Origin of the sequence: Bradyrhizobium sp. SUTN9-2, from assembly GCF_003122645.1 — a bacterium.
GTDB classification, from domain to species: Bacteria; Pseudomonadota; Alphaproteobacteria; order Rhizobiales; family Xanthobacteraceae; genus Bradyrhizobium; species Bradyrhizobium yuanmingense.
In genome coordinates this window covers 1,879,128-1,897,800 of the sequence record NZ_LAXE01000001.1, presented here as the reverse complement: position 1 = coordinate 1,897,800, position 18,673 = coordinate 1,879,128, and the positions used below count along the sequence as shown (strand labels likewise).

The 18,673-nt window shown below is 65.6% G+C and carries 16 protein-coding genes; 8 read left to right on the top strand and 8 right to left on the bottom strand.

All coding sequences use genetic code 11. The features are described from left to right. The first annotated feature begins 113 nt into the window (after positions 1–113). The gene (locus XF30_RS08930; RefSeq protein WP_035998272.1) at positions 114–2,990 is read left to right on the top strand and encodes an EAL domain-containing protein; all 2,877 of its coding nucleotides are present in this window, start codon (positions 114–116) and stop codon (positions 2,988–2,990) included. Positions 2,991–3,149: 159 nt separating this feature from the next. Here XF30_RS08930 and XF30_RS08925 read toward each other — a convergent pair whose 3' ends face one another. Beyond that, positions 3,150–3,413: a DUF7662 domain-containing protein gene (locus XF30_RS08925; protein ID WP_035998268.1), complete on the bottom strand. Its 264-nt coding sequence runs from the start codon at positions 3,411–3,413 to the stop codon at positions 3,150–3,152. Positions 3,414–3,556: 143 nt separating this feature from the next. Here XF30_RS08925 and XF30_RS08920 point away from each other — a divergent pair, with 143 nt between their 5' ends. Continuing rightward, complete coding sequence (locus tag XF30_RS08920) at positions 3,557–5,053, top strand: sensor domain-containing diguanylate cyclase (protein WP_109142450.1); 1,497 nt, start codon at positions 3,557–3,559, stop codon at positions 5,051–5,053. Positions 5,054–5,110: 57 nt separating this feature from the next. Here XF30_RS08920 and XF30_RS08915 read toward each other — a convergent pair whose 3' ends face one another. Then, on the bottom strand, positions 5,111–5,986 hold the full coding sequence (locus XF30_RS08915; RefSeq protein WP_109142449.1) for a UTP--glucose-1-phosphate uridylyltransferase: 876 nt from the start codon (positions 5,984–5,986) through the stop codon (positions 5,111–5,113). Positions 5,987–6,194: 208 nt separating this feature from the next. Between XF30_RS08915 and XF30_RS08910 the strand changes: the two genes are divergently transcribed. Both XF30_RS08910 and XF30_RS08905 read left to right on the top strand, forming a co-directional pair. Then, the gene (locus tag XF30_RS08910; protein WP_109145627.1) at positions 6,195–7,577 is read left to right on the top strand and encodes a lytic murein transglycosylase; all 1,383 of its coding nucleotides are present in this window, start codon (positions 6,195–6,197) and stop codon (positions 7,575–7,577) included. Between the two features lie 170 nt (positions 7,578–7,747). After that, on the top strand, positions 7,748–9,457 hold the full coding sequence (locus tag XF30_RS08905; protein ID WP_109142448.1) for an SGNH/GDSL hydrolase family protein: 1,710 nt from the start codon (positions 7,748–7,750) through the stop codon (positions 9,455–9,457). Between the two features lie 163 nt (positions 9,458–9,620). Here XF30_RS08905 and XF30_RS08900 read toward each other — a convergent pair whose 3' ends face one another. Together XF30_RS08900 and XF30_RS08895 are read right to left on the bottom strand one after the other, a co-directional pair. Further along, a complete protein-coding gene (locus XF30_RS08900) occupies positions 9,621–9,995 on the bottom strand; it encodes a CsbD family protein (RefSeq protein ID WP_035998251.1) in 375 nt (124 codons plus the stop codon). 64 nt (positions 9,996–10,059) lie between these two features. Continuing rightward, positions 10,060–10,797: an SDR family NAD(P)-dependent oxidoreductase gene (locus tag XF30_RS08895; protein WP_036021684.1), complete on the bottom strand. Its 738-nt coding sequence runs from the start codon at positions 10,795–10,797 to the stop codon at positions 10,060–10,062. Between the two features lie 100 nt (positions 10,798–10,897). Here XF30_RS08895 and XF30_RS08890 point away from each other — a divergent pair, with 100 nt between their 5' ends. Next, a complete protein-coding gene (locus XF30_RS08890; protein WP_035998245.1) occupies positions 10,898–11,677 on the top strand; it encodes an SDR family NAD(P)-dependent oxidoreductase in 780 nt (259 codons plus the stop codon). Between the two features lie 96 nt (positions 11,678–11,773). Next, positions 11,774–12,661, top strand: a complete 888-nt coding sequence (locus tag XF30_RS08885; protein ID WP_035998242.1) for a TauD/TfdA dioxygenase family protein — start codon at positions 11,774–11,776, stop codon at positions 12,659–12,661. A 235-nt stretch (positions 12,662–12,896) separates the two neighbouring features. Here the strand turns inward: XF30_RS08885 and XF30_RS08880 are convergent, their stop codons facing one another. Beyond that, on the bottom strand, positions 12,897–13,541 hold the full coding sequence (locus XF30_RS08880) for a YqgE/AlgH family protein (protein ID WP_036021679.1): 645 nt from the start codon (positions 13,539–13,541) through the stop codon (positions 12,897–12,899). A 142-nt stretch (positions 13,542–13,683) separates the two neighbouring features. Between XF30_RS08880 and XF30_RS08875 the strand changes: the two genes are divergently transcribed. Together XF30_RS08875 and XF30_RS08870 are read left to right on the top strand one after the other, a co-directional pair. Continuing rightward, the gene (locus XF30_RS08875) at positions 13,684–14,523 is read left to right on the top strand and encodes a protein-disulfide reductase DsbD domain-containing protein (RefSeq protein WP_109142447.1); all 840 of its coding nucleotides are present in this window, start codon (positions 13,684–13,686) and stop codon (positions 14,521–14,523) included. A gap of 76 nt (positions 14,524–14,599) precedes the next feature. Continuing rightward, entirely contained in the window at positions 14,600–15,967 is a 1,368-nt protein-coding gene (locus XF30_RS08870; RefSeq protein ID WP_502696158.1) for a flippase, read from the top strand. A gap of 156 nt (positions 15,968–16,123) precedes the next feature. Here XF30_RS08870 and XF30_RS08865 read toward each other — a convergent pair whose 3' ends face one another. From XF30_RS08865 to XF30_RS08855, 3 genes are all read right to left on the bottom strand, one after another. Next, a complete protein-coding gene (locus XF30_RS08865) occupies positions 16,124–16,912 on the bottom strand; it encodes a 3-hydroxybutyrate dehydrogenase (RefSeq protein ID WP_057028138.1) in 789 nt (262 codons plus the stop codon). A gap of 1 nt (position 16,913) precedes the next feature. Beyond that, entirely contained in the window at positions 16,914–18,089 is a 1,176-nt protein-coding gene (locus tag XF30_RS08860) for a DUF3734 domain-containing protein (RefSeq protein ID WP_036036932.1), read from the bottom strand. 79 nt (positions 18,090–18,168) lie between these two features. Next, the gene (locus XF30_RS08855) at positions 18,169–18,672 is read right to left on the bottom strand and encodes a CAP domain-containing protein (RefSeq protein ID WP_035998228.1); all 504 of its coding nucleotides are present in this window, start codon (positions 18,670–18,672) and stop codon (positions 18,169–18,171) included. Position 18,673 lies beyond the last annotated feature (1 nt).

Below are 18,673 nucleotides of genomic sequence, written 5' to 3'. Positions count from 1 at the left end.
CCTCGCTTTCGTGGCATCTATCGCGACGCACCGAACCGCATCGGTCCGGTCAGAAATCGCCTTCTAGATTTGCCTTGCACTGACGAGTTTGCGTCGAACGCGGAGAACTGACCTTGCGTCTGATCAGGTGCCTCGCGCCCATCGCGCTGGGCCTCATGATTCTTGTCGCCGCGTATCCCGCGCGCGCGCTCGACGCCGTCAGCGTCCGTAGCGACGCGCCCGCGATCGACCTCACCGGCGTGCTCGAGCATCAGCGCAGCGATGCCGATCGTATCCAGGTCTCCACCGCACCCGGCACCGACGGCATCGTCCGCCGCATCGAGGTGCGCGCCCGCGAGGGCGGACAGAACTGGGTGGTGTTCGCGCTCGCCAACAACACCGACGACCAGCTCGACCGCCTGATCGTCGCTCCGCATTACCGCATCGTCTCCTCGGGATTGCTGTGGCCCGACCTCGGCCTGTCGCGCATCGCGACCATCACGCCCTCGATCGGCGACCGCCCGGAACGGCAGGAAAGCGCCACCGCGGACGTGTTCCGCATCACGCTCGACCCCGGCGCCGTCGTCACCTTCGTTGCGGAGCTGCGCACCGACAAGCTGCCGCAGCTCTATCTGTGGGAGCCGGAAGCCTACAAGGACAAGGTCAACTCCTTCACGCTGTACCAGGGCATCGTGATCGGCATCTCCGGCTTGCTTGCCTTGGTGCTGACCATCCTGTTCGTGGTGAAGGGCAGCATCATGTTCCCGGCCGCGGCGGCGCTGGCCTGGGCGGTGCTGGTCTACATCGGCGTCGATTTCGGCTTCTGGGGCAAGGTGCTCGACATGTCGAACAACGCCGAGCGCATCTGGCGCGCGGCGGGCGAAGCGATCCTGGCGGCGACACTCCTGGTGTTCCTGTTCGCCTATCTCAATCTCAGCCGCTGGCACGTGCGCTATTCGCACATCACGGTCGGCTGGCTCGCGTTCCTCGGCTCGCTGGTGGCGCTCGCGCTGTTCGACCCGGCGGTGGCCTCCGGCATCGCCCGCATCTCGCTGGTGCTGATCGCCTTCGCCGGCTTCGCGCTGATCGTCTATCTCTCCACCCACGGCTTCGACCGCGCCGTGCTCTTGATCCCGACCTGGTTCCTCCTCGTGGTCTGGGTGGTCGCGGCCGGCATGACGGTGGCGGGCTCGGTCACCAACGACATCGTCGGCCCGGCCCTGCTCGGCGGCCTCGTGCTGATCGTGATGCTGATCGGCTTTACGGTGATGCAGCACGCCTTTGCCGGCGGCGGCGCCAGCACGGGCGTCGTCTCCGACATCGAGCGGCGCGCTTTGGCGCTGGCCGGCTCCGGCGACCTGATCTGGGACTGGGACGTATCCGCCGACAAGGTGTTCACCAGTCCCGAGACCGAAGCCCTGCTCGGGCTGAAGCGCGGCACGCTGGAAGGCCCGGCGGCGTCCTGGCTAGAGGTGCTGCATCCGCTCGACCAGGACCGTTTCCGCGCCGCGCTCGACAGCGTGCTCGACCAGCGCCGCGGCCGCCTCGTGCAGGATTTCCGTCTGCGCACGCCGGACGGTCATTTCATGTGGTTCGCGCTCAAGGCGCGCCCGGTGGTCGGCTCGGACGGCGAGGTCTCGCGCGTGGTGGGCACGCTGACCGACGTCACCGAGCTGCGCAACGCCGAGGAGCGCCTGCTGCACGATTCCGTGCATGACAATCTCACCGGCCTGCCCAACCGAAAACTGTTCATGGACCGGCTGGGCGCGGTCGCGCATTTCGCCAAGACCATGCCGACGCTGCGGCCGACGCTGATGGTGATCGACCTCGACCGCTTCAAGCAGGTCAACGATTCCGTCGGGATCGCGGTCGGCGATTCCATCCTGCTCACGCTGGCGCGCCGTCTCACCCGCATCCTGAAGCCGCAGGACACGCTGGCCCGGATGGCCGGCGACCAGTTCGGCCTGATCCTGCTGTCGGAGCAGGATCCGGCCCGCATCACCGCTTTCGCCGAGACCATCCGCAAGACCATCCGCGCGCCGATCGCCTTCAACGACCGCGAGATCTTCCTCACCGCGTCGATCGGTCTCGCGCTCTCCGATCCGCAAACCCAGCTCACGGACGAGATCATCAAGGACGCCGAGCTGGCGATGTATCACTCCAAGCGGATCGGCGGCGACCGCATCGACGTCTACAAGCCGGCGATGCGGGCGCGCAAGACCGATCGCCTGACCTTGGAGAGCGAATTGCGCCGCGCCATCGAGCGGCAGGAGATCACGATCCTGTACCAGCCGATCGTGCGGCTGGAGGATCGCTCGATCGCCGGTTTCGAGGCCCTGGCGCGCTGGGACCACCCGAAGCTCGGGCGCATGGCGCCCTCCGAGTTCATCACCATCGCCGAAGAGACTGGGTTGATCGTCGACCTCGGCATGTTCGTGCTCGACCAGACCGCCAAGCAGCTTTCGGTGTGGCAGCGGGCGATGCGCTCGCGCGAGCCGATCTTCGCTTCCGTCAACGTATCCTCGCGGCAGCTGCTGCGCCACGATTTGATCCACGATGTCCGTACCGTGCTGTCGCGCTCCTCGGTGGCGCGCGGCACGCTGAAGCTGGAATTGACGGAATCGCTGGTGATGGAGAATCCGGAGCACGCAGCCCAGATGCTGACCCGGATCCGCGAGCTCGGCACCGGGCTGTCGCTCGACGATTTCGGCACAGGCCACTCCTCGCTGGCCTATCTGCAGCGCTTCCCGTTCGACACTATCAAGATCGATCAGTCGTTCGTGCGCACCACCAGCCGCGGCACCCGCCCCGTGATCCTGAAGTCGATCATCGCGCTCGCGCATGACCTCGGCATGGACGTCGTCGCCGAAGGCGCCGAGACCGATTCGGACGCCGTCGAGCTCTACCAGATGGGCTGCGAATACGCGCAAGGTTTTGCCTTCGGCGAGCCGATGGACGCGGACGCGGCGATGCGGCTGCTCACGGAAGTGCGGCTGGAAGCTGCGAGCTGATCTTCCCCTCTCCCCTTGCGGGAGAGGGTCCGCTCGCAAGCGAGCGGGGGTGAGGGGTATCTCTCCCCACGTCCAAATCCATCTGAATGCGCGGAGACATACCCCTCATCCGGCGCTTCGCGCCACCTTCTCCCGCAAGGGGAGAAGGGAAGTCACGCACTAGCGCCGCCGCTCACCCTTCTGCTTCCTGAACCGGACGCTCTGGCCGTCCGGCATGCGTGTCGCCACGAAGCCGGCGGCGAGGCAGGCTTCGCGTTGCGGCATCTGGATGTCGGGGCTGCGAAGGCTGTCCCACCATGAGGCACGCTGGGCCGCGCGCGGCAGCGCCGCGCCGATGATCTCCTCGATCTGCTCAAAGCTCAGCACAAGCTCCTCCTGCTTCTGCCGCAGCAGATAATCGCGCAACGCGTCGTAGTCGTTCACACTCGTCCTCTCGTCCGGGGCGAAGTCAGGCTGCTCAAAACCGTCAGCCGCATAAACCGATTCTTAACTCATTGCGGCAGCGCCGTCGCGGCTTAAACACTACGCAAGCTTTCGGGCGCATCCACTATGGACAGGAGCGAAAAATGTTCTCTGGATGGCGCGACGTTGCGGCCCGCCGGCCGTGGCGGATTTCGGCGAAGCTGCTGATCATCTCGTCCGTGGTGACGGTGATCGGTTTTTCCGCCATTTGCGTCAACGTCATGCTCGACATGCGCCGCGGCGAGGAGGCACTCGCCCGCCAGACGCTGGAGAACCTCGCGACCACGATCGAGTCCGACGTCAGCCGCAACGTCGAGATCTACGATTTGTCGCTGAAGGCGGTGGCCAGCAACATGCTGCTGCCCGAGCTGGCGACGGTCTCAAAGACGATCCGTCACCTGATCCTGTTCGACCACGCGACCACCGCCAAACATTTCGGCGCCATCCAGGTGTTCGACGCCGAGGGCCGGCTGACCATCGATGCCTCCACGCTCGATCCCCTGCCCGAGGACCGCAGTGAGGAGGATTATTTCAGGGCTCACCGGGACAGTCCCGGCGCAGGCCTGTTCATCAGCCGTCCCATGCTGTTTCGCGGCGCCTACTCGATCGTGCTGAGCCGGCGCATCAGTGACGCTGACGGCGGCTTCATGGGCGTCGTCGCCGGCTCGATCCGCTTCAGCTATTTCCACGAGCTGTTCGATCGGCTCACCCTCGACCCTGAGGACACCATCACCGTGCTCAAGCGCGACCGCACCATCATCATGCGGCGGCCGTTCGATCTCGACATCATCGGCACGAACCTGAACGACCGTCAGAACTGGAAGGCCGACAATCTCAGGGTCGGCGCCGCCTATTCGGGACAGGGCCCGGTCGATGCGACGCCGCGGCTCTATGTCCGCAGCAAGAACAATGGTCCGCTGTTCGTGGTCGCCGGCAAGCCTTTGGCCGCGGTGTTCGCGCTCTGGCAAAGGGAGGCGCTCCGCATCGGCACCGTGGTGCTGGCGCTCATCCTGTTCGTGCTGGGATCGACCCTCGTGCTCGCGCGCGAGATCGGCCGGCGCGCCGAGGCCGAGCGCAAGCTCGAGGAGTTGGCGACGACCGACGCGCTCACGGGCTTGAAAAACCGCCGCAAATTCGATTCCGTCATCGACGTCGAATGGCGGCGCGCCATGCGCCAGAAGGCGCCGATCGCGCTGCTCATGATCGATACCGATCACTTCAAGGCTTACAACGACACGTTCGGCCATCAGGCCGGCGACCAGGTGCTGGTCGGCATCGCCATCTGCATTTCCGATTCGGTGAGCCGCGCCGGCGATTGCGCGGCGCGCTACGGCGGCGAGGAATTCGCCGTGCTGCTGCCGAACACCTCGGCCACTGAGGCCCACAAGGTGGCGGAGATGATCCGCCTCAAGGTGCAGGGCTGGTCCGACGATCAGGCGATGTCGACGGTGTCCTGCGGCATCGCGAGCCTCGTCCCGGCCGCCGGCATGGACTGGCCGCTACTGGTTGCCGCCGCCGACAAGGCGCTCTACGCCGCCAAAGCCGGCGGGCGCAACCAGTCGGTGGTGGCGAGCCTGCCGCAGCTGTCGCTGGTGGCGTGAGGCTCCCTTCTGGGCCGCGCTTCGCGCGGATCCGTTGGCTCGCGATGACGGCGGGAGCTACTGCCCCAGATACTTCTTCATCTCCGCGACCAGGCCGTCGCGCAATTCTGGCCGCTTCAAGCCATAGGCGATGTTGGCGCGCAGGAAGCCGGGCTTGGAGCCGCAATCATGGCGCTCGCCCTCGAACTCGACGCCGTAGAATTTCTGCGTCTTGGCAAGCCCGATCATGGCGTCGGTGAGCTGGATCTCGCCGCCGGCGCCGCGCTCCTGGGTCTCCAGGATCTTGAAGATCTCCGGCTGCAGGATGTAGCGGCCGGTGATCGAAAGGTTGGAGGGCGCGGTGCCCTTGGCCGGCTTCTCGACCATGCCGTCGACCTCGAACATCTTGCCGTTGCGCTTGCCGACGCCGCAGATGCCGTATTGATGGGTCAGGTGATCGGGCACCGCCTCGACCGCGATCAGATTGGATTTCTCGCCGAGCGAGGACGCCATTTCGATCATCTGCTTCAGGCAGCCGGGCGTGTTGAGCACGAGCTCGTCCGGCAGCACCACGGCGAACGGCTCGTTGCCGACGATGTCGCGCGCGCACCAGACCGCGTGGCCGAGGCCGAGCGGCGCCTGCTGGCGGGTGAAGCTGACCGCGCCGGCCTCGGGCTGGTTCTGCGCCAGGATGTCCTGCTCCGCTTTCTTGCCGCGCGCGGCCAGCGTCGTGTCGAGCTCGAACATCCGGTCGAAGTGATCCTCGATGACAGCCTTGTTGCGGCCGGTGACGAAGACGAAGTGCTCGATGCCGGCTTCCTTCGCCTCGTCATAGACGTATTGGATCAGCGGCTTGTCGACGATGGTCAGCATTTCCTTCGGCATCGCCTTGGTGGCAGGCAGAACGCGGGTGCCGAGGCCGGCGACGGGGAATACGGCTTTGCGAATCTTCATGGGATCGATCGAATACCTTGGGGCACATGGGACGGGAGCAATGGCATCCTTGCTAGCCTGTTTGCAGCCGCCAACAAAGGCGGATGTGGGGCCTCGCCCCGACGGAGTTAAGAAAAAGGCCGCCACCAAAATTTCACCTTTGTTAAGCTATTGGCAACGCTAACCAGGCCTCCTGTGGCGGGTTTTTCAGGCCGACGGGTGGAACATGATGCAATCAATGGCAGGACTGGCGAGACGGGCTGGCGGCGCAGTCGTTGCGGCCGCTTTGCTGCTGCCGGCCGGCGCACACGCCCAGGCGCAGAACGGCCTGTCCAACCTGTTCGGCGGCATCTTCTCCGGATCGAACCCGGCACCGGCGCAGCCCTCGCCGGGCCCGAGCGGCGCGCCGACGGGTCCATTGCCGTGGAGCGGCGAGGACGGCGCCTCCGGCCATCCCTTGATGACGGCCGCCGCGATCCGCGAGGCTGCCGGCAATTTCAACAATTGCGTCGCTGCGATGTGGCCCGATGCCGCACGGCGCGGCGTCACGCAGGAGAACTTTCAGCGCTTCACCGCCGGACTGTCGCCCGACCTGCGCATCATGGACCTCATGGATTCGCAGCCGGAATTCACCAAGTCGATCTGGGCCTATCTCGACATTCTGGTGAACGACAACCGCCTCGCCAAGGGCCGCGAGGTCCTCGCCAAATACAAGGCGCAGTTCGACGCGACTGAGAAAGCCACCGGCGTCGACCGCTACATCATCGCCTCGATCTGGGGCATCGAGTCCAATTACTCGACGCAGATCGGCGATCGCAGCGTGCTGCAATCGACTGCGACGCTCGCCTGCATCGGCCGCCGCCAAGCCTATTTCAAGGACGAATTCCTCTCCGCGCTGGAGATCCTCAACCGCGGCGATTTGCGTCCGGAGCAGCTGCGCGGCTCCTGGGCCGGCGCCTTCGGCCCGACCCAGTTCATGCCGACCGCGTTCAAGCGCTTCGCGGTGGACGGCGACGGCGACGGCCGGCGCGACGTCGTCGACAATCCGACCGACCTGATCGCGTCGACCGCCAACAATCTGAAGAAGGACGGCTGGCAGCCCGGCCAGACCTGGGGCTACGAGGTCGTGGTGCCGCAAGGCTTCAACTACATGCTGGCCGACCGCGCCAAGGCGATGCCGATCGCGCAATGGGAGAAGCTCGGGCTCAAGCGTCCGAACAACCAGGCCTTCCCGCATCCTGCGGACAAGGCCTACCTGCTGGCACCCGCCGGCGCGCAGGGACCGGGCTTTTTGATGCTGCAGAATTACCGCGTCATCATGAAGTACAACCCGGCCGAGGCCTATGCGCTGGCGATCGGCCATTTCGCCGACCGCCTGCGCGGGGGACAGCCTTTCGTGCAGCCCTGGCCGCGGCAGGAGCGCGAGCTGTCCCGCACCGAACGGCTGGAGCTGCAGCAGCTGCTGGCTCAGCGCGGCTACTACAAGGGCACCCCGGACGGCCAATTCGGCGGCATGACCAGGGAGGCCCTGCGCAACTTCCAGGCCTCGATCGGGGTCCCCGCCGATGGCTTTGCCTCCTCCGACGTGCTGGACCGGCTGCGCGGGCGGTAAAATCGCGCCTGACGTAACCTTGAAGGGGGATTTTGGCTGATAGCCTTGACCGGGACTGGTGTTCCCCGGTCTATAGACAAGAATCTGCGATGGAATTTGCCCGTTTGGCGCCTGATTCCGTTATTATATTGAGCTAACTTCGATCCCCCATTGCACGTGCCCGAGATCGCATGTCGAAGAAGTCCCTGTTCAAGGCGCTGACCGAGACCGGCCCGTTGATCGCGCTGGGGACGGCGCTTGCGATCCTGGTGTCGGTGGCGGCACCCGCTTCGGCGCAGTTCTTCAACTTCCCCGGCTTCGGCGGTCCGCCGCAGCGTTCGGCCCCACCACCGCCACCACGGGGCGGCGGAGGTGGCGGATGGTTCGGCGGCGACTTCTTCGCACCCTTCCAGCCGCCGCCGCAGGCGCCGCGCCAGGATTTTTCGCGCGCGCCGGCACCGGCCAAGCGCGACACCATTCCTGAGAAGAACGTGCTGGTGATCGGCGATGCCATGGCCGACTGGCTCGCTTATGGCCTCGAAGACGCCTACGCCGAGCAGCCCGACATGGGCGTGATCCGCAAGCACAAGACCACGTCCGGCCTGATCAGGTACCAGCCCAAGGGCGAGCCCGCGGACTGGGCCGCGGCGGCCAAGGGCATTCTCGAGACCGAAAAGCCCGACGTGATCGTCGTCATGCTCGGCCTCAACGACCGCGTCGCGATCCGCGAGCCGGCCGCCGACAAACCCGACAAGCCGGCCGCGGAGAAGGACAAAGATAAGAAGAACGACAAGGGTGCGCGCGCAAAGCCGCAAGGCAAGCCCAGCGACGCCAAGCCCGGCGACAGCGCCGCCAAGCCGGACGATAAGCCTGCCGACGCCGACCTGCCGCAGGACGACGCCGACAATGCCGACACGCCGGCAGCCGCGCCGGAAAAGACCGCGCGCAATCCGAACGGCCTCTACGAATTCCGTGACGAGCGCTGGGTCGAGCTCTACGGCAAGAAGATCGAGGAGCTCGCGGCCGTCCTCAAAACCAAGGGCGTGCCGGTGCTCTGGGTCGGCCTGCCCGCGGTCCGCGGACCGAAGGGCACCGCGGACACGCTGTTCCTGGATTCGCTGTACCGTGAGGGCGCGGCCAAGGCCGGCATCACCTATGTCGACGTATGGGACGGCTTCGTCGACGAAGCCGGCCGCTTCCTGCAGAAGGGCCCGGACTTCGAAGGCCAGATCCGCCAGCTCCGCAGCTCCGACGGCATCTATTTCACCAAGGCCGGCGCGCGCAAGCTCGCGCATTATGTCGAGCGCGAGATCACGCGTCTGCTTGCCGGACGCTCCGGCCCGATCGCGCTGCCGAGCGAGCCCGCGACGCCCGACACCAGCGCCGAGCCGGGCAAGCCCGCGCCGCGGCCGTTGGCCGGACCGATCGTGCCGCTGGTTGCAGCCTCGATCTCGACCGATCAATTGCTGGGCGGACCGGGCACGCGTCCCGCCGCCGTCGATGCGCTCGCCGCCAAGACCATGGTAAAGGGTGAACCGCTGGCAGCCCCGGCCGGCCGCGCCGACGATTATGCCTGGCCGCGCCGGGAAGTCGGCCGCGAGCAGGCCAAGGGCGATACGCCGATGGCGGCAACGACGCCGGACGGCGGGGCAGCTCAAGGCGTATCGGGCGCGGCCGCCGCGATCGCACCGCCAAAGCTCGCGCCGAAGAAGCCGCAGGTCGCCCCGCAACTGCCGGCCCAGGCAACGCCCACATTCCGTGATTTCTTCGGCTTCGGCTCGCCGCAGCCCCCGCCGCCGCGCCAAATGGCGCCGCCGCCCGGGCCGCGCAATCCGAATCCCAATCCTGGGATCCCGCGTCCGCCGGCTAACGTCGGCCGTTCCGCCGAGATGTTCCGGTAAGGTAAGATCTCGTGTCCCGGACGCGACGCTGCACCTTCTGGTGATGCGGCGCAGAGTCGGGACCCAATTCGTGCGGCATTCAGAAAAGATGGCCCCGGCTCAGCGATGCAGCGTCTCACGCTGCATCGCTGAGCCGGGGCACGCGTGACAGGCGTTTCGGCAACTAGCCGTAATAGCGCCAGCGTGACGGCGGACGGCGGGCGGGACGCGACATCAGCAGCGCCAGCGCGAAGCCGATGCCGCCGGCAACCAGCAGCGCGCCGAGCGGATTGTCCTGCACCTTCTGCGCAATGGCCTTCGAGCCGTCGCGGAAAGTCTCACCACTGTTCTCGTAGGCGTCCTTGGCATAGCCCGCGGCGGTGTCCGTCGCGTCGCGCACGGCATCCTTGGCCTGGCCGTAGAGATTCTGCACCGTGCCCGCGGCTTCCCGCGCCTTGCCCGACGCCTGCGTCTTGGCATCGCCTGCCATGTCTCCGATCGCGCCTTCCGCGCGTCCGGCATATTCCTTCGCCGATCCAACAATCCGATCCGTGTCCATGATGATCCTCCTCGGTGGTCAGCCGAAGTAACCGATCAGACGCAGCGCGGTTCCTTAGGCTCTCCTATAGAATCAGGCCGCCATCGACGACCAGCGTCTGGCCGATGATGTAGGACGACAGCGGCGAGGCCAGGAACAGCGCCGCGCCCGCCATGTCGGCCGGCGTACCCAATCGCCGCAACGGGATGCGTGCGAGCGCGCCTTCGAGCCGCTTCGGATTGTCGGTCGTCACCTTCGTCATCTTGGTGTCGACGAGCCCTGGCGCGATGCCGTTGACGCGGATGCCGTCCTCGGCCCAGGCCTCGCCCAGCGTCCGCGTCAATCCGACCGCACCGGTCTTCGAGGCATTGTAGGCGGGATTGCCCATGGTGGAATGATAGGCCGCGGTCGAGGACACGATGATCAGCGCGCCCTTCGCGTCCCGCAACATGGAATGAAAGCGCGTCGCGCAGGCCATCAGGCTCATCAGATTGATCTCGACGACCTTGCGGAAGCCCGCCATCTCGAATTCGCCGCGGCGGTAGATCACCGCGCCCTGCGCGAGCACCAGGATGTCGAGACGGTCGAACGACGGCTTGAATGCTTCGATCGCACCGGAATTGCCGACATCGAGCTGCGCGTAAGCAAGACCTTCGAGATCGGAGCCTTCGTCGGCTGAATATTCCGTTGCGCGAGCACGCGTGCCGCAGACGGCAACAGCTGCGCCCTTGGCGCGAAAGGCCTGCGCGATGCCGTTGCCGATGCCGCTGGAACCGCCGACCACCAGCACCTGCTTGCCTGAGTAATCGAGCTCATTTGCCATTGTCGGCCTCCCCTTTTGTTTTCTGCTTGTTTGACCTGTCTGCGGATCGATGCCAGCCTTGTCAATCACAACAAGAACCAGCTCGGCGCGAGGGAACAGCATGTCCGACGTCAGGGAGCTCAGCCGGTCCGTGAAGGGGCTCACCGTGCTCGTCACTGGCGCAGCCAGCGGCATGGGGCGCGCCACAGCGCGCGTGTTCGGAAACGAAGGTGCGAACGTCGCCGTCACCGATTTCGACGAGCAAGGCGCGCAGGACGTCGCCAGGGAGATTGCGGCAAGCGGAGGCGCGGCAAGGGCGTGGAAGCTCGACGTCGCCGACGGCGGCGAAATCAAACGTGTGGTCGGCGATGTCGCCGCGCATTTCGGCGCCCTCGACATCGTCGTCAACAATGCCGGCATCTCCGTGCGCGTCGCGATCGACGATGAGGGCTTTGAGGACGCCTGGGCGAAGGGCATCGCCGTGATGCTGACGGCGCACCCACGCATCATCCGCGCCGCGCTGCCGCACTTGCGCAAGTCGAAGAGTCCCCGCATCGTCAACATCGCCTCGACCGAGGCGCTCGGCGCCACCGCATTGCACAGCCCGTATTCGGCCGCGAAGGGCGGCGTCGTGAGCCTCACCCGCTCGCTGGCGGTGGAGCTCGGCCGCGAGGGCATCACCGTCAACTGCATCTGCCCCGGACCGATCCGCACAAAAATCACCGACCGCATCCCGGAGGAGCACAAGACCATCTACGCCAAGCGCCGCACCGCACTCGGCCGCTACGGCGACCCTGAAGAGGTCGCGCATATGACGCTGAGCCTGTGCCTTCCGGCGGCGTCCTTCCTCACCGGCGCGGTGATCCCGGTCGATGGCGGGCTGATGGCGCGGAACGCGTGAGAGCCATGCGCGCGGCGCGTTGACATCGCCGGATGCGGGAGTCATTTTTTCCACAAACAGAGCGGGGAAACCGCTCGTAGATGCGGGAGGAACGCAATGACCATCGCCATCCGGCAGCTTCAGAAACATTTCGTCGGCGAGGTGTCCGGCCTCGACTTGCGCAAGCCGCTCACGCCGGATCAGGCGCGCGAGATCGAGGCCGCCATGGACAAGTACGCGGTGCTCGTCTTCCACGACCAGGACATCACCGACGAGCAGCAGATGGCATTCGCGCTGAATTTTGGCCAGCGCGAGGAGGCGCGCGGCGGCAACATCACCAAGGCGGATGAACACCGCCTCACCTCAGGCCTGAACGACGTCTCCAACCTCGGCAAGGACGGCAAGCCGCTGCCCAAGGACAGCCGCGCCAATCTGTTCAACCTCGGCAATTGCCTGTGGCACTCGGACAGCTCGTTCCGTCCGATCCCCGCAAAATTCTCGCTGCTATCGGCGCGCGTGGTGAACCCGAAGGGCGGCAACACCGAGTTCGCCGACATGCGCGCGGCCTATGACGCGCTCGACGACGAGACCAAGGCGGAGATCGAGGATCTCGTCTGCGAGCATTCGCTGATGTATTCGCGGGGATCGCTCGGCTTCACCGAATACACCGACGAAGAGAAGGAGATGTTCAAGCCGGTGCTGCAACGGCTGGTGCGCACGCACCCCGTGCATCGCCGCAAGTCGCTGTATCTGTCATCGCATGCCGGCAAGGTCGTCGGCATGAGCATGCCCGAGGGGCGGCTATTGCTGCGCGATCTGACCGAGCACGCCACGCAACCCGAGTTCGTCTACGTGCACAAATGGAAGCTGCATGACCTCGTGATGTGGGACAACCGCCAGACCATGCACCGCGTCCGCCGCTACGACCAGTCCCAGCCCCGCGACATGCGCCGCGCGACGGTGGCGGGGACGGAGCCGACGGTGCAGCAGCAGGCGGCGGAGTAGGCCGGGTCGGAGTAGCCACAAATTCGGTCGTCGTCCCGGACAAGCGGAGCGCTGGGCAACGCGTAGCGTTGTCCGGCGCGAAGCGCCGATCCGGGACTCATAACCACAGGGAGTGGTTTGGCGAAGACTCGTGGTGACCAGCCTGCCTCGAACTGCTCCCTTGGGTTATGGGTCCCGGACTGCGCGCGCTTGGCGCGCTTGTCCGGGACGACAGCTGAGAGTGTTGCAGCACCAGCTACGCGTGCCCGGCCTCGTTCGAGAGCATGCCGGGGTCGATGCCGATCTTCTGCAAAGCGCGGTTGTACTTGTCGTCGACGTCGTCGCCGAAAATCAGATCCGCGTCCGCGTCGCAATGCAGCCAGCCGTTGCTCTGGATCTCCGTCTCGAGCTGGCCCGGCGCCCAGCCGGCATAGCCGAGCGCGAGGATGGCGTGCTTGGGGCCGGAGCCGTTGGCGATGGCGCGCAGAATGTCGACCGTCGCGGTCAGGCAGACGCCGTCATCGATCCGCAGCGTGGCGTTCTCGATGTAGAAGTCGCTGGAATGCAGCACGAAGCCGCGCCCGGTGTCGACCGGCCCGCCCCGCAGCACCTTCATACTTTCGGCATTCTCCGGCAGCTTGATGTGCTCGCCCTTCTTGATGATGCCGAGCTGCTGCAAGAGCTCGGGGAAATCGATGCTGCCGGCGGGGTGGTTCACGATGATGCCCATCGCCCCCTCCGCCGAATGGGCGCAAAGATAGATCACCGAGCGCTCGAAGCGGGAATCGCCCATCACGGGCATTGCGATCAGGAGCCGGCCGTCGAGATAGCCGCCGGAACTGGGCAGCGCGGCGCCCGAGCTGCGGGTGCTTTCGCCCGTCCTCTTGCCTGTGGGAGCCATCGCTCGAGCACTCCGGTTTCAATTCCTATCCTGATGTCGGGCCGGGCGGCTGTCAAATCAAGGCTTGCGGCGAGTTGATTCGAGTGCATCCATCACAAGCAATTCAATGGTTTGGCCCTGGGTGACCCTGTAAAGACGTGCCATGTCCAGCATTGTTCCCCTGCGTGCGGCGATTGGCGTCGCGGCAACCCTGCTCGCGTCGTCGTTGGCTATCGCGGCCCGTGCCGATGACGCATCGCCTTGGCAGCGCGATGGACATTCCGCGGTGCGGCTCCTGGCGGGCTCGCGCAGCGGCGCGGTGCTGCTCGGCGGTATCGCCTTCCAGCTGCAGCCCGGCTGGAAGACCTACTGGCGGTCGCCCGGCGATTCCGGCGTTCCACCCCGGTTCGACTTCTCCAAGTCCGACAATGTAGAGGCGGTGACGGTGATGTGGCCGGCGCCGCTGAAGTTCGACGACGGCGCGGGCGGCCATTCCATCGGCTATCGCGACCAAGTCGTGCTGCCCCTGCGCATCGTCGCCAAGGCCGCGGACAAGCCGGTGACCTTGAGGGCCGAGATCAACTACGCGGTGTGCGAGAAGCTCTGCATTCCCGTAGAGGCCAGCGCCGAGCTCGGCTTCAACAGCGTCGCCTCGACCGAGGACGCGAACTTGCGTGCCGCGCTCGACACCGTGCCGAAGCCCGCCAATATCGGCGACCCCAATCCGCTCACCATTCGCGACGTCAAGCGGGACGGGCCCAAGAACGTAGTGGTCGATGTGGTGGCGCCGGACAGCCGCAAGGTCAATCTGTTCGTGGAAGGCCCGACGCCCGATTGGGCGCTGCCGATTCCGGCGCCGGTGCAGCCCAGCCCGCCCGGGGTCGTGCGCTTCTCGTTCGAGCTCGACGGGCTGCCGCCGGGCGCCAAGCCCGAGGGCGCGGCGCTGAAGTTCACGCTGGTCGGGCCGGAGAAGGCGTACGAGTTCAACACGAATTTGAACTAGCGTCCGCCCAACCGAATCTTAACGAATGGTTGCTAATCCCTCGCCTGCCGCTGCAGGTCGCTGGGGATTGTTCGAATTGGCCGTGATGGATGCACCACCCGCAACGACCGGACCGGCCGGGCTGGTCGCGCGGCTGCGTGCCAAGCTCGCGGGCGGATCGAGCGAGGCGTCGCTGACGCGGCGGCTCGCCGGCACCATCTTCATCATTCGCGTCATCAGCGCCGGCCTCGCTTATGTCTCGCAGGTGCTGCTGGCGCGCTGGATGGGCACGTCCGATTACGGCATCTACGTCTATGTCTGGACCTGGGTGCTGCTGCTCGGCAGCATGATGGATTTCGGCATCTCGGCCTCCGCGCAGAAAATCATTCCGGAGTACCGCGCCAACGGCGCGCACGCGCTGCTGCGCGGCTTCCTGTCCGGCAGCCGCTGGCTGACCTTTGCCGTGTCCACGCTGACGTCGCTCGGCCTTGCTGGCATCGTCAAACTGCTGTCGCCCTGGATCGATCCCGCCGAGGTGCTGCCGCTCTATATCGGCTGCATGACGCTGCCCGCTTTCGTGGTCGCCAACACCCAGGACGGCATCGCGCGCTCGCACGACTGGGTGCAACTCGGCCTGATGCCGCAATTCATCATCCGCCAGGCGCTGATCATCGGCATCACGGCGCTCGCCTTCCTGCTCGGCTATCACCTCGGCGCCGTCGCCGCGATGGTCGCAAGCCTTTGCGCGGTATGGATCGCGATGGCCGGGCAGATGGTGGTGCTGAACCGCAAGCTCGCCGATCACATCACACCGGGACCGAAGGCCTATGACGTCAAGGGCTGGCTCGCCGTCTCGCTACCGATCCTGCTGGTCGAGAGCTTCTACCTGCTCCTGTCCTACACCGACGTGCTGGTGCTGCAGCAATTCCGTCCCTCGGACGAGGTCGGCGTCTATTTCGCCGTGGTGAAGACGCTGGCGCTGGTCTCGTTCATCCACTACGCGATGTCAGCCACGACGGCACACCGCTTCGCCGAATACAATGCCAGCGGCGACAAGGCGCGCCTGTCGGCCTACGTCGCGCATGCCATCACCTGGACGTTCTGGCCGTCGCTGGCCGCGACCATCGTGCTGCTCGCGCTCGGCAAGCCGCTGCTCTGGCTGTTCGGGCCGCAATTCACCGTCGGCTACGACATCATGTTCGTCGCCGCGATCGGGCTCGTGGTCCGCTCTGCGATCGGGCCGGTCGAGCGCCTGCTCAACATGCTCGGCCAGCAGAAGATCTGCGCGCTCGCCTATGCGCTAGCCTTCATGATGAACCTCGTGCTCTGCATCGCGCTGGTGCCGCGCTACGGCGGCCATGGCGCCGCGGCTGCAACCTCGATCTCCCTCACCTTCGAGACGGTGCTGCTGTTCTGGATCGTGCGGCAGCGGCTGGGGCTGCACGTGCTGGCGTTCGGCAAATAGACGACGATCGAAAACGCCGATCCACTCTCGCTGTCATCGCCCGGCTTGACCGGGCGATCCAGTACTCCGAGGCGGCTGTGATTAACCGAGAGGCCGCGGTGTACTGGATGCCCCGCCTTCGCGGGGCATGACCGAGAGTTGTCAGGTCGGCACGAATTACTCCGCGGTCCAGCCGCCGTCTATCGAGAGGTTGGTGCCGGTGATCTGGGCGGCGTCGTCGCTGCACAGGAACAGGGCGAGCGCGGCGACCTGCTCGGAGGTGACGAACTCCTTGGTCGGCTGCGCATCGAGCAGCACATCGTTGATGACCTGCTCGCGCGTCAGATTGCGTGCCTTCATCGTGTCGGGGATTTGCTTCTCGACCAGCGGGGTCCAGACGTAGCCGGGGCTGATGCAGTTGCAGGTGATCTTGTGGGTCGCGACTTCCAGCGCCACGGTCTTGGTGAGGCCGGCGATGCCGTGCTTGGCCGAGACGTAGGCCGACTTGAATGGCGAGGCCACTAGCGAGTGCGCCGACGCCGTGTTGATGATGCGGCCCCAGCCCTTCTTCTTCATGCCGGGCACTGCGGCGCGGATGGCGTGGAAGGCCGAGGACAGATTGATCGCGATGATCTGGTCCCATTTCTCCGGCGGGAATTCCTCGATCGGCGAAACGAACTGGATGCCGGCATTGTTGACGAGGATGTCGACCGAGCCGAACGTCTTCTCGCCGAGCGCGATCATGCCGGCGACCTCGGCGGGCTTGGTCATGTCGGCGGGCGAGTAGACCGCCTTGACGCCGAAATCGGATTCGATCTTGGCGCGCTCCTTCTCGATGTCCTCCGGCGAGCCGAAACCGTTGATGACGACGTTGGCACCGGCGCCGGCGAAGGCGCGTGCGTAAGCGAGCCCGATGCCGCTGGTCGATCCGGTCACGACGGCGTTCTTGCCTGACAGAGTACCCATTCTATTCGCTCCTTTTTGCCGGGGGCGCGGTGACGTCCCCCGTGAGATCGTAGGTCACCATGGTCTCGCCGGACTGCGGCCGCTCCAGCCAGTCCTTGTGGCGCATCGACAGGTGCACGTCACGCACGCCGGCCTCCCAATGCTCGACCATGGCAATGTGCGAGAAATCGTAATCCTTGGACGAGGATTCGTAGTTCTTGCTGCGATAGATCAGATGCACCACGGTGACGGTGCTTTCGCGCGACACTTTCGCCAGGAATTCGACGGAAGGATCGTTCTTGAGATAGTCCGGCAATTTGCCGATCAGATCGCGCACGGCCCTGCGGGCGTTGTGCAGCTGCTTGTTCTTGTCGGTGTTCATCCGCGTGCGGCTGGAATAGCGGATGTCCTTCTCGCGCTCGGCCGCCTCCAGCAGCGAGTTCGGCAGGTCGCCGCGCGCGGAAAACAAATCGACCTGAAAGATCAGCATGTCGCGTTCGACCTCGGCATCGAGCACGTAGTCGAGCGGAGTGTTGGAGGCGATGCCGCCGTCCCAATAATGCTCGCCGTCGATGACGACGGAGGGAAAGCCCGGCGGCAGCGCGCCGGAGGCCATGATGTGCTCGGGGCCGATCTTCTTGCCGAGCTTCTTGAACGCGTAATTGTCGAAATATCTGAAATTGCCCGAGGTGACGCCGACCGCGCCGACCGACAGGCGTGTCTTCAGATCGTTGATGCGGTCGAAATCGACGAGTCGCTCCAGCGTCTTCTTCAGCGGCGAGGTATCGTAATAGCTTTCGGCCTCGGGATGCCCCGGCGGCCACAGCGGCGCCGGCGGAATGCGTGGGGTGAAGAAGCCGGGCACGCCGAACGTCGCAATCAGCGCGGCACTGGTGGAATTGAACAGCTCGCGGCTGCGGTCGCTCTTGCCGACCGGCTTCCACGGCACCGGGGCCGACACCATTTCCCAGAATTCCTTGAGCCGCTCGACGCGGGTGTGCCCCTCATTGCCGGCGATAATGGCGGCATTGACCGCGCCGATCGAGATGCCGGCGACCCATTCCGGATCGAAGCCGTAGCCACACAGCGCCTGGAAGGCGCCAGCCTGGTACGAGCCGAGCGCGCCGCCGCCCTGGAGGACCAGGACGCGTTGCGCATTCGTGGGGATTGTTGCGGTTTCCGGACTATGATCGGTCATGCGGGAACAATAGCAAAAGGCTGGCCACCGTGGCGACACTCCGCCGCGACGTCAATGCATCCCCGGGATCAAGTCTGGCTTATCGAGGCTCGGTGGAGGCCAGGATCATGGTCCAGAACACCTTGTATTTGGTGCCTGGAGCATAGCTCGCCGCGATGCCCAATTTTGTGACACCGCTCTTGAGCATGTTCGCGCGGTGCGGAGGCGAGTCGCGCCAGCCGGAAAACGCTTCCGCCAGCGTATGATAGCCGGCCGAGATGTTCTCGACCGCCACGGTGGCAGGATAACCGCCAGAGGCCAGACGCTTGGCGAGCGGCGCGCGGACGTCGTGGTCCATCTTGTTGGCCGCCGCCATCGCGCCCGATTGGGATTCGGCGAGCCGCGTCAAATCCGGGTCGACCACGACCGTACCGAGCCCGTTGTTCTGGCGGTATTGCGAGATCATGATCGCAGCTGCCTGGACGTCGAGCTTGGAGCCCGGCACCGCCATATCGGCATACATCGACGGCTGCTGGACCGGTGCTTCGTTGCCGGCACAACCGGCGAGCAGCAACATGATGAGAATTGCGGCCGCAGCGCGCATG

Excerpts from the sequence above, each read along its gene's own strand:
- XF30_RS08920 (WP_109142450.1), top strand. The coding sequence starts at position 3,557 with ATGTTCTCTGGATGGCGCGACGTTGCGGCCCGCCGGCCGTGGCGGATT.
- XF30_RS08915 (WP_109142449.1), bottom strand. The coding sequence starts at position 5,986 with ATGAAGATTCGCAAAGCCGTATTCCCCGTCGCCGGCCTCGGCACCCGC.
- XF30_RS08910 (WP_109145627.1), top strand. The coding sequence starts at position 6,195 with ATGCAATCAATGGCAGGACTGGCGAGACGGGCTGGCGGCGCAGTCGTT.
- XF30_RS08905 (WP_109142448.1), top strand. The coding sequence starts at position 7,748 with ATGTCGAAGAAGTCCCTGTTCAAGGCGCTGACCGAGACCGGCCCGTTG.
- XF30_RS08900 (WP_035998251.1), bottom strand. The coding sequence starts at position 9,995 with ATGGACACGGATCGGATTGTTGGATCGGCGAAGGAATATGCCGGACGC.
- XF30_RS08895 (WP_036021684.1), bottom strand. The coding sequence starts at position 10,797 with ATGGCAAATGAGCTCGATTACTCAGGCAAGCAGGTGCTGGTGGTCGGC.
- XF30_RS08890 (WP_035998245.1), top strand. The coding sequence starts at position 10,898 with ATGTCCGACGTCAGGGAGCTCAGCCGGTCCGTGAAGGGGCTCACCGTG.
- XF30_RS08885 (WP_035998242.1), top strand. The coding sequence starts at position 11,774 with ATGACCATCGCCATCCGGCAGCTTCAGAAACATTTCGTCGGCGAGGTG.
- XF30_RS08880 (WP_036021679.1), bottom strand. The coding sequence starts at position 13,541 with ATGGCTCCCACAGGCAAGAGGACGGGCGAAAGCACCCGCAGCTCGGGC.
- XF30_RS08875 (WP_109142447.1), top strand. The coding sequence starts at position 13,684 with ATGTCCAGCATTGTTCCCCTGCGTGCGGCGATTGGCGTCGCGGCAACC.
- XF30_RS08865 (WP_057028138.1), bottom strand. The coding sequence starts at position 16,912 with ATGGGTACTCTGTCAGGCAAGAACGCCGTCGTGACCGGATCGACCAGC.
- XF30_RS08860 (WP_036036932.1), bottom strand. The coding sequence starts at position 18,089 with ATGACCGATCATAGTCCGGAAACCGCAACAATCCCCACGAATGCGCAA.
- XF30_RS08855 (WP_035998228.1), bottom strand. The coding sequence starts at position 18,672 with ATGCGCGCTGCGGCCGCAATTCTCATCATGTTGCTGCTCGCCGGTTGT.